14 protein-coding genes and 4 tRNA genes are annotated in these 14,311 nt (G+C 69.2%); 9 read left to right on the top strand and 9 right to left on the bottom strand.

Annotated elements, in window-relative coordinates; genetic code table 11:
- Window positions 1–18: 18 nt before the first annotated feature.
- The 3 genes from MB1_RS04105 to MB1_RS04115 form a co-directional block, all read right to left on the bottom strand.
- On the bottom strand, window positions 19–894 hold the full coding sequence (locus MB1_RS04105; RefSeq protein WP_066903891.1) for a shikimate dehydrogenase: 876 nt from the start codon (window positions 892–894) through the stop codon (window positions 19–21).
- Window positions 895–944: 50 nt separating this feature from the next.
- Complete coding sequence (locus MB1_RS04110) at window positions 945–2,270, bottom strand: MFS transporter (protein ID WP_066903893.1); 1,326 nt, start codon at window positions 2,268–2,270, stop codon at window positions 945–947.
- A gap of 110 nt (window positions 2,271–2,380) precedes the next feature.
- Window positions 2,381–3,310, bottom strand: a complete 930-nt coding sequence (locus MB1_RS04115) for a LysR family transcriptional regulator (protein ID WP_066903895.1) — start codon at window positions 3,308–3,310, stop codon at window positions 2,381–2,383.
- A gap of 104 nt (window positions 3,311–3,414) precedes the next feature.
- On the opposite strand from MB1_RS04115, the gene MB1_RS04120 reads away from it, so the two are divergent.
- A complete protein-coding gene (locus MB1_RS04120) occupies window positions 3,415–4,092 on the top strand; it encodes an SDR family NAD(P)-dependent oxidoreductase (protein ID WP_066903897.1) in 678 nt (225 codons plus the stop codon).
- 34 nt (window positions 4,093–4,126) lie between these two features.
- Here the strand turns inward: MB1_RS04120 and MB1_RS25520 are convergent, their stop codons facing one another.
- The 3 genes from MB1_RS25520 to MB1_RS04130 all read right to left on the bottom strand — a co-directional run bounded on the left by MB1_RS25520 (window position 4,127) and on the right by MB1_RS04130 (window position 6,097).
- Window positions 4,127–4,300, bottom strand: a complete 174-nt coding sequence (locus MB1_RS25520) for an SDR family oxidoreductase (protein ID WP_245650016.1) — start codon at window positions 4,298–4,300, stop codon at window positions 4,127–4,129.
- Window positions 4,301–4,801: 501 nt separating this feature from the next.
- On the bottom strand, window positions 4,802–5,866 hold the full coding sequence (locus tag MB1_RS04125; RefSeq protein ID WP_066903899.1) for a hypothetical protein: 1,065 nt from the start codon (window positions 5,864–5,866) through the stop codon (window positions 4,802–4,804).
- 156 nt (window positions 5,867–6,022) lie between these two features.
- Window positions 6,023–6,097, bottom strand: a tRNA-Val gene (locus MB1_RS04130).
- A 328-nt stretch (window positions 6,098–6,425) separates the two neighbouring features.
- Between MB1_RS04130 and MB1_RS04135 the strand changes: the two genes are divergently transcribed.
- The 3 genes from MB1_RS04135 (at window position 6,426) to MB1_RS04145 (ending at window position 6,695) form a co-directional block, all read left to right on the top strand.
- Window positions 6,426–6,498: transfer RNA gene (locus MB1_RS04135), tRNA-Gly, on the top strand.
- Window positions 6,499–6,518: 20 nt separating this feature from the next.
- Window positions 6,519–6,589, top strand: a tRNA-Cys gene (locus MB1_RS04140).
- A gap of 31 nt (window positions 6,590–6,620) precedes the next feature.
- Window positions 6,621–6,695 (top strand) — tRNA-Val (locus MB1_RS04145).
- A gap of 64 nt (window positions 6,696–6,759) precedes the next feature.
- Here MB1_RS04145 and MB1_RS04150 read toward each other — a convergent pair.
- The gene (locus MB1_RS04150) at window positions 6,760–7,557 is read right to left on the bottom strand and encodes a TSUP family transporter (protein WP_218000182.1); all 798 of its coding nucleotides are present in this window, start codon (window positions 7,555–7,557) and stop codon (window positions 6,760–6,762) included.
- A 117-nt stretch (window positions 7,558–7,674) separates the two neighbouring features.
- On the opposite strand from MB1_RS04150, the gene MB1_RS04155 reads away from it, so the two are divergent.
- The 3 genes from MB1_RS04155 (at window position 7,675) to MB1_RS04165 (ending at window position 9,574) form a co-directional block, all read left to right on the top strand.
- The gene (locus MB1_RS04155) at window positions 7,675–8,505 is read left to right on the top strand and encodes an alpha/beta fold hydrolase (protein WP_066903901.1); all 831 of its coding nucleotides are present in this window, start codon (window positions 7,675–7,677) and stop codon (window positions 8,503–8,505) included.
- Window positions 8,506–8,573: 68 nt separating this feature from the next.
- Window positions 8,574–9,152 (top strand): GNAT family N-acetyltransferase, encoded by a 579-nt coding sequence (locus MB1_RS04160; protein WP_066903903.1) that lies wholly within the window; start codon window positions 8,574–8,576, stop codon window positions 9,150–9,152.
- Window positions 9,149–9,574, top strand: a complete 426-nt coding sequence (locus MB1_RS04165; protein ID WP_066903905.1) for a YchJ family protein — start codon at window positions 9,149–9,151, stop codon at window positions 9,572–9,574. Before MB1_RS04160 ends, MB1_RS04165 begins: the two co-directional genes overlap by 4 nt.
- Window positions 9,575–9,590: 16 nt before the next feature.
- Here MB1_RS04165 and MB1_RS04170 read toward each other — a convergent pair whose 3' ends face one another.
- Together MB1_RS04170 and zapE are read right to left on the bottom strand one after the other, a co-directional pair.
- Window positions 9,591–10,661, bottom strand: coding sequence for an LLM class flavin-dependent oxidoreductase (locus MB1_RS04170; protein WP_066904266.1), 1,071 nt, complete (start codon window positions 10,659–10,661; stop codon window positions 9,591–9,593).
- Between the two features lie 73 nt (window positions 10,662–10,734).
- Window positions 10,735–11,751 carry a cell division protein ZapE gene (zapE, locus tag MB1_RS04175; protein WP_066903906.1) on the bottom strand — a complete coding sequence of 339 codons (1,017 nt, stop codon included), beginning with the start codon at window positions 11,749–11,751 and terminating at the stop codon, window positions 10,735–10,737.
- Window positions 11,752–11,786: 35 nt separating this feature from the next.
- Here zapE and MB1_RS04180 point away from each other — a divergent pair, with 35 nt between their 5' ends.
- Together MB1_RS04180 and MB1_RS04185 are read left to right on the top strand one after the other, a co-directional pair.
- Window positions 11,787–12,611 carry a pyrimidine reductase family protein gene (locus tag MB1_RS04180; protein WP_245650017.1) on the top strand — a complete coding sequence of 275 codons (825 nt, stop codon included), beginning with the start codon at window positions 11,787–11,789 and terminating at the stop codon, window positions 12,609–12,611.
- Window positions 12,612–12,702: 91 nt separating this feature from the next.
- The gene (locus MB1_RS04185) at window positions 12,703–14,295 is read left to right on the top strand and encodes an alpha/beta fold hydrolase (RefSeq protein WP_157083892.1); all 1,593 of its coding nucleotides are present in this window, start codon (window positions 12,703–12,705) and stop codon (window positions 14,293–14,295) included.
- The last annotated feature ends 16 nt before the right edge of the window (window positions 14,296–14,311 follow it).

Consider the following 14,311-nt stretch of genomic DNA (forward strand, 5'->3'; position numbering starts at 1 on the left):
CGGGGAGGCCGCGCGGGGCTATCGCGCGGCGCCGGCCCGCCGATCGAGCACCTCGGCGAGGTGGCGGCGCATCCGGGCGGGGTCCGGGTCGATACCGGTCACCAATGCGAAGCTGTCGGCCGCCTGGGCGACCAGCATCTGAGCGCCGTCGAGCGTGCGGCAGCCGACCGACTGCGCGGCGGCCAGCAATTGGGTGCGCACGGGGCGATACACCACGTCGGCAACCCAGAGATGCGGCCCCAGCAGGTCGGTGGCGAAGGGTGTACCGGGATGTCCGTCCATGCCGATCGGCGAGGCGTTGACCACCCCGTCCGCGTCGGGCAGGACACCGGGCAGGTCGGCCGGCGCGATCCCGCCGACGGCGACCCCCGAACGCCCGAGTCGGTCGGCCAGGGCTGTGGCGCGATCGACATCGGTATCGGCGATCAGGAGTCGCCGGGCGCCCGCCCGGACCAGCGCACAGCCGACCGCCGCGCCGGCGCCGCCGGCCCCACACAGCACCACGGTGCCCATTGCCGCGCCCGGCAATCCGGTCCGCAATGCCGTGCGGAAGCCGGTCTCGTCGGTGTTGTGGCCGACCGTTCGCCCCTGTCGGAGTACGACGGTGTTGACCGCCCCGATGGCCGCCGCGTGCTCGGTGATCTCGTCGAGACCCGTCATCACCGTCTGCTTGCAGGGGTGGGTGACGTTGAACCCGGTGTAGCCGTTGGCCAGGGCGTCCCGCAGGACACCGGCGGCGTCCTCGGGGCTGCGGTCGAGCACGTCGATATCCAGCAGTTCGTAGCTGTAGTCGGACAATCCGAGGGCGCTCGCCTCGGTCTGGTGCAGGGTCGGCGACAACGAACCGTCGATCCCGGCTCCGATGAGTCCGATCCGATGGTGTGAGCGAGACATGTTCTTCACCTGTCCTGTACCTGTCCGATGGGGATATCTGCTGTCCGGGATCAGCTGCGCCGCAGGCCCAACTGAGCGGTGGGGGTCCGATAGGTCTCGGGTCCGGTGGCGAAGGCGACCGCCGACAGCACCGCGAAGCCGAGGCACATCCACGCGACCGGGGTCCAGTTGCTGGTGTCGCCGGAGGTCATCGCCTGGGCGACGGCCGGGGTGAAGCCCGCCACGAGCAGACCGAGCATCAGGCCGATCGCCATGCCGCTGAATCGAACCGACGCCGGGAACTGCTCGGGGAAGGCTGCCATGTAGCTGCCGTTCGGGGCGGCGTAGAAGCCGCCGAGCAGGACCATGCCGGCCAGGAAGACCAGGGCGACATTGCCCGAACCGATCGCCGCGAAGTACACGAAGATCATCACGCCGGCGCCGAGGACGCCACCGATGAAGACCGGCTTGCGGCCGATGCGGTCGGCGAGCATGCCGTACAGCGGCTGGGTGATCACCGCGCACATATTGGCCGCCGCGATCGCGAGCAGCATCATCGTGCGGTCGATGCCGTTGTGCTGGGTGGCGAACGCCAGGGCGAAGACGTTGATGATCGTGTTCATCATCGCGAAGGTCGAGCTGAACATCACCCGCACGACCGAGGCCCAGTGGTTGCGGAACAGTTCGACGATCGGGACATCGGCGGTCTTGTTGGCCGCCTTGGTGTCGGTGAAGACCTCCGGCTCGTGCAGCTGACGGCGCAGCCAGAAGGCGACGGCGGTCATCAGGATCGACAGCCAGAACGGGACCCGCCAGCCCCAGGTGTAGAGGTGCTCGTCCGGGAGCATCGCAACCGGGATGAACACCAGGCTCGACAGCACGATGCCGAACATGATGCCGCTCATGGTGAAGCTGGCGAAGAAGGATCTCCGGTGATCCGGGGCGTGCTCCATCGACAGCGAGGCCGAGCCCGGCGACTCGCCGCCGGCCGAAAGCCCCTGCAGCAGACGCAGAGCGACCAGCAGGATCGGAGCGAACATGCCGACCTGGTCGTAGGTCGGCAGGCAGCCGATCAGGAAGGTCGACAGACCCATCAGGCCCAGGCAGGCGATCAGGGTATTGCGTCGGCCGATCTTGTCACCGAGATGTCCCCAGAGCACGGCTCCGAGGGGTCGGGCGACGTAGGCGACGCCGAGCGTCGCGATCGACAACAGGGTCGAGGTGGATCCGCCGGGGAAGAACACCTGGCCGAAGACCAGGGCGGCTGCCGATCCGTAGATGAAAAAGTCGTAGTACTCGAGCGTGCTGCCTACGAAGCCGGAAACCGCGGCTCGCTTGGCCTGTCCACGCTCTTTCGCCGGGGGCTGCTGTTGGTCCGGCGAGATGGTTGTCGCCATGGTGTCTCCTCCACACTTGTGACGCCAATCGCACTGATGGAAGAAGTGTGTGGGGAGACACCTAAGTTCGTCCAACACTAAGTTGGTCTCAGACTATGCTGTTTGGAGTCTTAATTGGCGGTCGCGGACCAGTTCACGCCCGGCGGCGGTGTCGGCAGCACCCTCTCGGCCAGGGCGAGTACCGCCTCGCGCACCACCGAACGGTGAATCGCCTTCGCCGACCACGCCAATCCGTGGTTCATCCGCACCGTTCCGCCGGTCAGTCGGACGAAGACGGCACCGGGTGGGGCGACGTTCGCAAGCCCCTCGGTCATCAGCGCGACCCCGACGCCCGCCGCGACCAGCATCAGGATCATGTAGGGGTCGGTGATCTCCTGGACGACGCGCGGCCGGAAGCCCGCCTCCAGGCAGGCGCGCATCGCGTCCTCCTGCAGCGCCGAACCGGCGGTCAACGGGGTGGAGATGAAGTCGTCGTCGGCCATCTCGACCAGCTCGATCACCGACCGGTTCGCCAGGCGGTGATCGCTCGGCAGCACCACACAGAAAGGCTCCCGCGCGATCAGTCGGGTATGCACGAGGGCCGACTCGACGGGGAGACCGACAAACGCGAGATCCAGTGCGCCACTGTCGAGTTGCTGAATCGCGTCGCGCGTCATCACCCGCCCGACCAGGTCGAGGTCGATGTCGGGATAGGTGGTGCGGACCGCCCGGGTCAGCGGCGGCAGAGACAGGTGATTGAGGGCGCCGGTGAAGCCGAGGGTGATGTGCCCGTAGACCGCACCGACCGAGGCGCGGGTCGCCTGCCGGGCCCGTTCGACCTCACCGAGGACCGCCCGGGCGTGCGGCAGGAAGGCGTGACCGGCGGCGGTCAGCGCGACCGACCGGGTGTTGCGCTCGAAGAGTTCGGCGCCGAGCTCCTTCTCCAGTTTGCGGATCGTCTGACTCAGCGGGGATTGCGCCATCTGCAGTCGGGCCGCGGCTCGTCCGAAGTGCAATTCCTCGGCCACGGCCACAAACGACTGCATCCACCGAATTTCCATTCCCGCCCTTCCGCCGCACCCCGAAACATATAGTCGGAAATCTACATAGACGTTGCACATTATGTGCGCGAAATACATAGATTCGGATGCGAAGGAGCACAGTCATGGGGCGACGAGCCGTGGTCACCGGGGGCGCGAGCGGGATCGGAGCCGCCTGCGCCGAACGGCTGCGAGCCGACGGGGTCGAGGTGGTCACCGCGGACATCGCCGCGGGCGCCGACCAACGCCTGGATGTGCGGGATCCGGAATCGGTGACCGGGCTCTTCGATCGGATCGGCCCGGTCGACATTCTGATCAACAGCGCCGGGGTGGTCGGGCCATCGGCGCCGCTGGTCGAGGTCGACCTCGACGACTGGCGGCGGACCTTTGCGATCAACACCGAGGGCACGTTCCTGACCTGCAAGACCTTCGCCCCGGCGATGTGCGAACGCGGCTGGGGGCGCATCGTCAACCTGGCCAGCATCGCCGCGAAGGACGGCAACCCGCTGCAGAGCGCGTATTCGGCGTCCAAGGCGGCGGTGATCGCGCTGACCAAGTCGTTGGGCAAGGAATTGGCGACCACCGGGGTACTGGTCAACGCGATCGCCCCCGCCGCGGTCGCCAGCCCGATGAACGCGGACACCGACCCGGAGATCCTCGAACGCTCGCAGGCGTTGACCCCCATGCGGCGGATGGGTCGCCCCGAGGAGATCGCCGAATTGGTCTCCTGGCTCAGTTCGTCGGCGGTGAGCTTCTCGACCGGGGCGGTCTACGACGCCTCCGGCGGGCGCGCGTCCTACTGACCCCGCGCGCCCACCGTCGTCGGCGGCCCGGGGCTCAGCAGTGCTTGAGGGTGCCCCCGTCGATGACCACATCGGAGCCGATGACGCTCGCGGCCACCGGCGATACCAGGAAGGCGACCAGGTCGGCGACCTCCTCGGGCTCGACCATCCGCCCGCCGGCCATCCCGAACGCGGCGGGCTGGCCCGCGAGGAAGTCGCCGTGCGGCACCCCGGCGTCTGCGGCCGTGCGAGCATCCGAACCACGATCGTTCAGAGTGGGGTGAGGCTGGATTCGATGGTGAGGTAGAGCACGGGAGCTTCGCGGGTCATCGCCGTGCCTCACCGGCCCGCCAGGAACTCGGCGAAGGCACGCGGATCGATATCCGCCGAGACGTCACCGTCGCGGCAGCCGCGTTCGGCGAACACCCTGTGTGCTCGTCCTGCATCGCCCGCAGCTTCCAGGCAATCGCCGGATCGTGCCCGGCGAAGGAGGAGAACACCGCCACAGGCCAGTACACGAGTTCGACGGCCGTATTGCCAGGGTTGTGACGACCAGGAACCGCACCTTTGGGCGGATGCTGTTATCCCGGCCTTGCTGATACCAGCGGCACATTAACGTAACTCCGCAGAGCACATTCTCGGTACCTACCCGATGCCGGTCAAGAATTCTCACGACGGAAGGATCAAGACTCCGGGCAGGTCAGATCAGGTCGACGACGTCTCCACAACATCACCGTTCCTGCATCAGGAAACTCTGTTCACCAGGTGCAGGCGGAACCAAATGGCCGGGTTGCTGGTTGAGCGCGTCGAGGATGGCTTGCGGATCGCTGACCAACCGGACCAGCCCGATGAGCTTCGCGGGATAAGCGCTCGGGTCACCGGCGAACCCGGCCTCGTCGAATTCGACACGCAGCTGCTGCCGTTGCAGCAACGGCAGCAGATCAGCGGTCTCATGCCGGAGGCGACCAGCCTCGGACGCGAGCGGTGTCTGCGGCGTGTGGCGGCGGCGCAACCGTTCGAGAGGGCCGGTGTCGTCATCGTCCTCGGGGCGTGTCTGCTCGATAGGTCTGTCCGCCGCCGCGAGGAGGCGAGCGGTGGCCTCGCGCAAACCCGGGTCGTCAGCGTCGACCGGCAAGGGAATCGGGATGCTCTGGACCTTCCAGACCGCGCTGATCTCGATGGCGAGCGACACGCTGGACACGTCCTCGCAGACGTTCACGTACCGGAACACGTTGGCCTTCTGGGCGTCGGCACTGAGTTCCACATCGCCCATGAGGCCGGGCAGCTCCGGATGTATTCCCGGCTCGATGACGCAGTCGGACCGGAGCTGAACGCGGTAGAGGTAGAACTGGCTCGCAGCGTCGCGCTGGTCGTTCATCCTGCGGAGCATGTTCTCGATGGCGGCCTCGTAGGTGCCGATGTGGAGCGCTTTGGACTTCTGCCGCGCCGCCCAGCGTTCCACCGCTCCGGGAGTCAGCCCGTCGTGTTCCATCCTCCGCTTGGTCTCGTCGGTGAGCTGCGCTGCGGGGTCGAAGTCCCTGTCGGGCCAGACGGCGTGGGTAGAGGAGTGATACCAGTACCACGCCCTCACGGTGTCGTCGTAGCGAGCCGGGTTCTGCGGTCGCACCCAGAAGTCCGGCCGGTGCTCGCTGGTGCAGTCGGTGCCACATTTCGGGCACGGCTCATCGCCCGTGTCGAAGCGTGCGAGCCACGCGGCGTCGACCTCCCACTCGTGGGCACAGGTCCAGCAGCGCATGTAGCGGAGGCGGTCGAAGTCGACGGGCCGTTCGGACACTACGTCAGACTTCCACGGCCCACCGACAGAGACGCCGCTACGGGGCGGTGTGTCGAATAGTGCACCTGCGCTGGGAGTTTCGAGGCGGTGCCCACGGGCTACAACACCCTCGACATTGCCGCTAGTTGCCTGGGCTGGACAAGTAGCTTCCTTACCTGGTGGTCCCGGCTGGGATCGAACCAGCGACCTCCCCGGTGTGAACGGGACGCTCTTCCACTGAGCCACGGGACCAACTGCGGGCCACATCGAACGAATCGATGAACACCGACGGGCAGGAACAGTAACACGAGGACGCAGGCGAGCCGAAATCGTCGTCGCCGCACCAAGCGCCGGCCGGCGCCGAGGGGCGTCCGGTCCCCCGCCGCCGGGTCCGACCGGGCGGTTCATCCGCCTCCGATCACCCGGTTCCGGAAGGCCACCGTCCGCCGAGTCCGTACCCGCCGTGCGACGCCCCATCGCCCGCCGCGACCCGCTGACCAGCCAATTTGGGTTTTGCGTGAGACGTCGGCTAATGTTCTCAAACGCAAGGCACGGGGCGCTGCTCCCGGCCGAGCACAGTGCGGATGTAGCGCAGTTGGTAGCGCATCACCTTGCCAAGGTGAGGGTCGCGGGTTCGAATCCCGTCATCCGCTCGAGATCGAGGTGGGCCCACGGTGGAGTGGCCGAGTGGTGAGGCAACGGCCTGCAAAGCCGTGCACACGGGTTCGATTCCCGTCTCCACCTCTCTTGCAGGCCCAAAGCGGTTTGCGGACCTGCGCGATTAGCTCAGTGGGAGAGCGCTTCCCTGACACGGAAGAGGTCACTGGTTCAATCCCAGTATCGCGCACCAACAGAAGGGCCCGCCGGATTCCCGGCGGGCCCTTTCTGCATCCCGACCTCGATGGCTGCCGCCGTCATCCGAGGATCACCTCCACCGCATAGAGACCGGCCGTGGCGATCGCCAAGCCACCCAGCAAGCCGACCAGCACCCGCTCGGGAAGCATCGGACCCAGGCGTGCGCCGAGGATTCCGCCGAGCAGGCCACCCACGCCGAGCGCCACCCCCAAGCTCCAGATCGGCGCAATCGTCGAATCGCCCACCACCACCGACAGCACCGCGAAGACCGTCGCACCGACCGCCGAGGCGACGAAGGTGCAGGTCAACGCGGCGGGCGCTACCGTCGACGTCCGCATTCCACGCCCGACGAGGACCGGGCTGACCAACGATCCCCCGCCGATGCCGTATACCCCGCCCACCAGGCCCGCGCCCAGGGCGAGGAGCAGGATCGCGCGACGGGACGGACCCACTCGCCCGTCGACCGGGACGCGCCGACCACGCGCGCGTCGAAGCAGCCCGATGCCCAGCACCAGCAACAGGCCGGCCGCAACGATGCGGAAGGTCCGTGGATCGGGGACCACCAGGACCCGCAGGACCGAACCCACCACCACCCCCGGCACCGTTCCGGCCAGCAGCAATCGGGTCAATGGCGTCAGCAGGGCACCGGCGCGGGCCTGGCGCACGAGTGCCCCGGGGATCGACACGAGGTTGAACAGCAGATTGGTTGGCGTCACCGCGGGGCTCGGCACCTCCAGGACGCTGACCTGTACCGGCAACAGGAAGACCGCACCGGATACACCGACCGGGGTGGTCACCATCGCGACCAGAGCCCCGATGACCACCGCCGCGGCCAGAAGGGAAACGCCGACGTCCACGCCGACACGGTATCCACCACGGATGCGCACACCAGGTGCGGCGCGGCGGAATCTCCTCGCCGATGCGCTGTGCAGCGTGCTGTGCACGTACAGTCGCCCGCACGTGATGGGAGTGGGATGGAACGGGACGTGTTCGAGTGGCGCGGTCGGCGGATCGCCTGGTGGCGCGCCGGCTCCGGGCCGCCGGTGGTGTTCTGCCATGGCACGCCGTGGTCCTCGCACCTGTGGCTCGACATCGCGCAGGCCCTCGCCTCCGAGTACACCGTGCTGCTGTGGGATATGCCCGGATACGGGGCGTCGTCGATGGACCCGGACCACGACGTCGACCTCGGGGTCCAGGGCGAGGCGTTCGCGGCCCTGTTGACGCACTGGTCACGTGACCACGGCGTCGAGCCGCACGTGGTGGCCCACGACTTCGGCGGCGCGGTCGCCCTGCGCGCCCACCTGCTGCACAGCCGGGCCTACCGCTCGCTGACCCTGGTCGACGTGGTGGCGCTGCGGCCGTGGGGATCGACGTTCTTCACCCTGGTCCGCGAACAGTCCGAGGTCTTCGGGCGGCTGCCGGACGCGATGCACGAGGCGCTGCTGCGCACCTACATCTCCGGCGCGGCGCACCGCCCTCTGCGCGCCGACGATCTCGACCGCCTCTGCGCCCCGTGGCTGACCCCGGCCGGGAAGGCGGCGTTCTACCGGCAGATCGCGCAGGCCGACGAGCGGTTCACCGCCGAGATCGAGCCGCTGCTACCGAAGGTCGCTCCCCCGGTCCATATCGTCTGGGGCGCCGACGACACCTGGATCCCGGCCGATCGGGCGCGCCGCCTGGCCGACGCGATCCCCGGGGCGACGCTGAGCATCGTGCCGGGCGCCGGACACCTCATCCAGTGGGATCAACCGGCCCGCCTGGCCGTCGAGATCCACCGTGTCCTGCGCGATCACCCCACATCCTAAAACATACCCGAAGGTACGTTCGGCGCGGCTTGACCCGACCCCGCCGAGCCCGCAGTACCGTTGACCGTATGCAGGCAGCACACGGAACAGCGATCGTTCAGGCCGTCCCCGAGGACGCGCCGGCGCTCGAGCGTCTAGCCCAGATCACCTTCCCGCTCGCCTGCCCGCCGACCAGCCTGGCCGAGGACATCCGCCAGTTCCTGACCACCTCCCTGGCGGCCGACAACTTTCGCGCATGGATCGCCGATCCCACGGCGACCGTTCTGGTCGCTCCCTCGGAGACGCAGGCCACCGGCGAACTCGCCATCGACGGTTTCGCCGTCGTCCTCGCCGAGGAGCCGAACGATCCCGAGGTCGCCGCGGTGATCACCCCGCGCCCGGTCCTCGAACTGAGCAAGATCTACGTCCACCCGGCCCGGCACGGACGCGGCACCGCGGCGAGCCTGATGGCCGCGATCATCGAGGTGGCCGCGGGGTCGTCCGGCCTCTGGCTGGGCGTCAACCAGCAGAATCTGCGCGCGCAGACCTTCTACCGCCGCAACGGGTTCGAGGTGGTGGGCAGCAAGCACTTCCAGCTCGGCACGGTGGTCGAGGACGACTTCGTGATGTTCCGGCCGGTCGCGCACCCGTCGCCGGGTACCGCATGAGCGAACCCTGCCCCTGTGGGTCGGAGGACGAACTCGACCGGTGCTGCGGACGTTTCCTGCCCAGCCGCGGCGGCACGGCCCTGCCGGAGACGCCCGAGCAGCTGATGCGCAGTCGCTATACCGCCTTCGCGGTGCGCGACGCCGACTATCTGCTCGCGAGCTGGCACCCCGATACCCGGCCGGGCACGGTCAACCTCGATCCGAGTATCACCTGGACCGGGTTGGAGATCGTCTCCGCCGACGGCACCTCCTCCTACGCCTCCGAGGGCACGGTGGAGTTTCGGGCGCAGTTCTGGCACAAGGCGATTCGACGGTCCGGCGTCCAGCGGGAGCGCAGCACCTTCCATCGCGAGGACGGCCGCTGGTACTACGTCGGCGGGCGCATTCAGAGCGAGGCCGACCCCTCGAGGTCGGGGGCCTGACCCCGCTCCGGCCGCGTCATCCGACGGTGCTGGGCACCAACAGCTCGCGCACGCGCGGGATGACCTCTTCGCCGTAGAGCCGGATCGACTCCATGCGCTGGTCGTGTGGCAGCGAGCCGACGGCGTACTTCAGGTCGAAGCGCGAGAGGCCGAGGACGCGGATCGCGCGGGCGATCTTGCGGGCCACGGTCTCCGGACCGCCGACGAAGAGGGCGCCGCGCTCCCCCAGCTGGCCGTCGTACTCCGACCGGCTCATCGGCGACCAGCCGCGCTCGCGGCCGATGCGGGCGAAGGCGTCCCGGTGCGGGCGGAAGTGCTCGTCCGCTGCGGTGGCGTCGTCGACGGCGATATGGCCGGGGCTGTGCATGCCGATCGGCAGTTCGGGCGTGTCGAACTGGGCGAGGGCGCGCCGGTAGAGGTCGGTGAACGGCTCGAAGCGATCCGGGGAGCCCCCGATGACCGCCAGCATCAGCGGAAGCCCGTGATGCGCCGCCCGCACCACCGACTCGGGCGAACCGCCCACGCCGACCCAGGTCGGGATCGGCCCGTCGACCGTCGGCGGGTACAGCGTCTGATCGGTCAGCGCCGCGCGGGTGGTGCCCTCCCAGGTCACCGGCTCGCCGCGCAGGATGTTCGCCAGCAGGTCGAGACGCTCCTCGAAGAGCACTTCGTAGTCGGCGAGATCGAAGCCGAAGAGCGGGAAGGACTCGGTGAACGAGCCGCGGCCGACGGTGATCTCGGCCCGCCCCTCCGACAGGGCGTCGAGGGTGGCGAAGCGCTCGTAGACGCGGACCGGATCGTCGGAGCTCAGGACGGTGACCGCGGTGCCCAGCGTGATGTTCTCGGTGCGCCCGGCGATCGTGCCCAGCACCACCTCGGGTGCGGTGATCGCGTACTCGGACCGGTGGTGTTCACCGACGCTGAAGTGATCGATACCGACCCGGTCGGCCAGCTCCGCCTCGGCGACCACCTCGCGCAGGGCCCGCGCCGCGGCTTCCGCTCCGGCGTCCGGGCCTTCCGCGATGTCGCCGAAGGTATCGAGGCCGAAGGTCGGCTGCTCGGGGGTTCCGTAGGTACGTCGGCTCATCGCTACCTCCACATAGTTGATATCGCAATCAACACTGGACGTCGGACGATATTCCCCGGCGGGAAGGACCGGGTCAGGCCACCGATGCCTGGCGGGACAGCGCCAGCAGGCGGGACGTCGCGCGCAGGTACTTCTTGCGGTAGCCGCCCTGCATCATCTCGTCGGAGAAGATCTGGTCGAGCTTCGCGCCGGAGACGACCACCGGGATGCCGGCGTCGTACAACCGGTCGGCGAAGACGACGACCCGCAGGGCCACCGCCTGGTCCTCGACCGGGTGCACCCCGGTGAGCAGGACCGTCGACACCCCGTCGATCAGGGCGCCGTACTTGGAGGGGTGCAGGGTGCCGAAGAACTTCAGCAACGCATCGAAGCTGTCGATCGTCGCGTGGGGGTCCTTCTCCGCGGCGGCTTCCAGGGCGTCCTGCGGCAAGGGATCGGGCGCGGGCGGCAGATCACGGTGGCGGTAGTCGGGACCGTCGACACGCACCGCTTCGAAGATCGCGCCGAGCTTCTTGATCTCGCGCATGAAGTCCTGGGCGGCGAAGCGGCCCTCGCCCAGCTGGCCCGGCAGGGTATTCGACGTCGCCGCGATCGAGACGCCGCGCGCGGACAGTTCGGTGAGCAGTCGCGAGACCAGCATCGTGTCGCCGGGATCGTCGAGCTCGAATTCGTCGATCGCCAACAGCGAGTGGTTCGACAGCTGTTCGAGCGCCCGCGTGAAGCCGAGGGCCCCGACCACGTGGGTGAGCTCGACGAACGTGCTGAACGCCTTGGGCTCGTCGACCGCGTGATAAATCGACGCCAACAGGTGAGTCTTGCCGACACCGAAGCCGCCGTCGAGGTACAGACCCGCACCGGACACCTGCTGCGCCTTGCGACCGAAGAAGCCGCGCTTGCCGCCGGCCCGGATCTTGCGCACCTTGGCGGCGAACTCCTCGGCCGCCTTGACCGCGGCCTTCTGACTCGGCTCGTTGGGGTCCGGAATATAGGTATCGAAACCGACCGACGAGAAGGTCGGCGGTGGCACCAACGTGGAAATCAATTGATCGACGGGAACGGTCGGATTCCGATCGACCAAGTGCTGAGCCATGGTGGACAAGAGTAACGACGTGGTGCAATCGGCCTGTGACCCGTCACGAGAAAGCGACCCACTTCACAACAGATCCGACCGATCGGGACTCGCCGGGGACGGTTGGTGCGGCGAGCCCGCCGATCGCCATCGGCAGCCTCGGCCCCGAGGAACTCGCCGACCTGTACGCCTACCCGGCCGACCTGTCCGGACCGTGGGTGCGCGCCAACTTCATCACCAGCATCGACGGGGCGGTGGCGGTCGATGGCCTGTCCGGGGGCCTGGCCACCCCGGCCGACCAGCGGATCTACCACCTGCTGCGCAGCCTCTGCGATGTCGTACTGGTCGGCAGCGGCACCGCGCTGGCCGAGAACTACGGGCCGGTCGCCTTCGATCCTACCGTCCGTGACCGGCGCGTCGAGGCTGGGCTGGCGCCGGTTCCCCCGATCGCCGTGGTCACCGGGTCCGCCCGCATCCCGGCCGATCATCGCCTCTTCGGGGCGGGCGACGCCGCGCCGATCGTGCTGACCGGCGAGTCCGCCGACGAGGGGCGGGTCGACGCGCTGACCGCTGCCGGCGCCCGGGTGATCCGGTTGCCCGGACAGACGGTGGAGCCGGCGGAGATCGTCGCCGCGCTCGCCGAGCTGCACCTGCTGCGGGTGCTCTGTGAGGGCGGCCCCTCCCTGATCGGGTCGATGATCGAGGCGGACCTGGTCGACGAGTTCTGCCTGACCACCGCACCGATCCTGACCGCCGGGCGAGCGGGCCGGGCGACAGCCTCGCCGCATGGCGCCGTGCGGCGGGCCCACCGGGCGGTGCTGCTGACCGACGACGACGGGACGATCGCCACCCGCTGGGTGATCGATCGCGATCGCCCCTGATCCGCGATCGCCGCTGATCATCGGGCGGGTGTGGCGAACGTCCCGGCGGGTCGGTGCTCGGGTGTCGGCGGCGGCCGGCAGGCTGGACGCCATGCGTGCGCGGCCGGTCACCCGAGTTCTCGCCCTGACCGCGGTGGTCACGGCGACGCTTGCCGGGTGCAGCCTCGGCCCCTCCGACCGGCCGGGATTCGCCTTCCAGGAGCGGTCCGTCGGCAGTCCGGGCGCGGACACCTCCCCGACGGTCGAGCCGCCGCCCGCCCCGGAGGTGCCGATCGTCGACCTCAGCTACGTCGACTGCACCTCGATGCTGATCACCCAGTGGTCGCTGCCGGCCCCGCCGGCCGGGGTCACCCTGGAATGTTCCTCCTACCAGGCGCCGATGGATCCGACCGATCCGGCGCTGCCCACCGAGGTATCGGTCGGCGTCGTGCGGGCGACGTCGGCGGCCACCCCGGCGGATGCGGCGCCGGTGATCTACACCTCGGGCGCGGATCGGCCGTCGAGCGCGGCGGTCGCCGAGTTGGCCACCCAGCCGAACAATCCCCTGCTTGCCGAACACCCGGTGGTGGCGATCGACCGCCGCGGTACCGGGCTGTCGTTCCCGTTGCTGTGCGCCAACCCGCTCGACCAGCAGACGATGATCACCCTCGGCCAGTTCGCCGGCGGCGACCCGGTCGATGCGGTCGCCGCCGCCGCGCGCGACATCACCGTCGACTGCCGCGACGCGGTGATGCAGTCGGCCGAGGACTTCCGCCCGCCCGGCCGGATGGTCTTCCGCGCCTCGGACGCCGCCGCCGATATCGAGGTCCTGCGGGACTTCTGGGGTGTGTCGACCATCGGCCTGATCGGCGCCGGCAACGGCGCGCTGACCGCGCTGGCCTACGCCGCCGCCCATCCCGACCACGTCGGCCGACTGATCCTCGATGCCCCGGTGTCCACCGGCCCCGACCCGGTACAGACCACCGAGTTTCGGGTGATCGGCCAGCAGGCCGCCCTCGACAGCTTCGTCGCGCGGTGCCGCGCGATCGCCTGCTCCCTCGGCGACGACCCCGCCGCGGCGATCGACGACCTGGTCGCCCGGGCGGCCGGTGGTGGGCTGCCGCCGCTCTCCCGCGCCGGGGTGATCGGCGCCCTGCAGTGGGGTCTGTCCGACGTCGCCGGCGCCGACTCGGGGGCGCGCACCCGCATCCTGGCGGACGCGCTGTCCGCGGCCCGCGACGGCAACGTCGACGACGTGCTGGTCCTGTCCGATCGGAACCTGGCCGCGACCGGATCGGACGGTCAATTGGCGTCGCGATGCAGCGACGGCAACGACTCGGTGGCCCCCGACCGGGTGCGCGAGCTGGCCGCCCAGTGGTCGGATCAGTACCCGGTCTTCGGGCCGACCGCCGCCCTCGGGATGCTCGCCTGCACGGCTTGGCCGGCCGACGAACCGCCGACACTGCCGGCCGAGCTGTCGGTGCCGGTCCTGGTGACCAACGGCATTTCCGACCCGGTGACCGGCAATACCGGCACCGCCGACGTGACCGGCTCGCTCGCCAACGCCGGGGCGGCTACCTCGACGCTCACCTGGCACGGGCTCGGCCATCCCCCGCTCAGCGGGTCGGGTTGCATCGCCGGCGCGGTGACCACCTACATCGACAGCGGCCGACTGCCCGCCGACGGCACCGTCTGCCCGCCCTGATCCACGCGCCTCGCGC

The sequence above is a fragment of the Millisia brevis NBRC 105863 genome (assembly GCF_001552615.1).
In the GTDB taxonomy this organism is placed as follows: Bacteria; Actinomycetota; Actinomycetes; order Mycobacteriales; family Mycobacteriaceae; genus Millisia; species Millisia brevis.

Excerpts from the sequence above, each read along its gene's own strand:
- MB1_RS04105 (WP_066903891.1), bottom strand. The coding sequence starts at position 894 with ATGTCTCGCTCACACCATCGGATCGGACTCATCGGAGCCGGGATCGAC.
- MB1_RS04110 (WP_066903893.1), bottom strand. The coding sequence starts at position 2,270 with ATGGCGACAACCATCTCGCCGGACCAACAGCAGCCCCCGGCGAAAGAG.
- MB1_RS04115 (WP_066903895.1), bottom strand. The coding sequence starts at position 3,310 with ATGGAAATTCGGTGGATGCAGTCGTTTGTGGCCGTGGCCGAGGAATTG.
- MB1_RS04120 (WP_066903897.1), top strand. The coding sequence starts at position 3,415 with ATGGGGCGACGAGCCGTGGTCACCGGGGGCGCGAGCGGGATCGGAGCC.
- MB1_RS04155 (WP_066903901.1), top strand. The coding sequence starts at position 7,675 with ATGGAACGGGACGTGTTCGAGTGGCGCGGTCGGCGGATCGCCTGGTGG.
- MB1_RS04160 (WP_066903903.1), top strand. The coding sequence starts at position 8,574 with ATGCAGGCAGCACACGGAACAGCGATCGTTCAGGCCGTCCCCGAGGAC.
- MB1_RS04165 (WP_066903905.1), top strand. The coding sequence starts at position 9,149 with ATGAGCGAACCCTGCCCCTGTGGGTCGGAGGACGAACTCGACCGGTGC.
- MB1_RS04170 (WP_066904266.1), bottom strand. The coding sequence starts at position 10,661 with ATGAGCCGACGTACCTACGGAACCCCCGAGCAGCCGACCTTCGGCCTC.
- zapE (WP_066903906.1), bottom strand. The coding sequence starts at position 11,751 with ATGGCTCAGCACTTGGTCGATCGGAATCCGACCGTTCCCGTCGATCAA.
- MB1_RS04185 (WP_157083892.1), top strand. The coding sequence starts at position 12,703 with ATGCGTGCGCGGCCGGTCACCCGAGTTCTCGCCCTGACCGCGGTGGTC.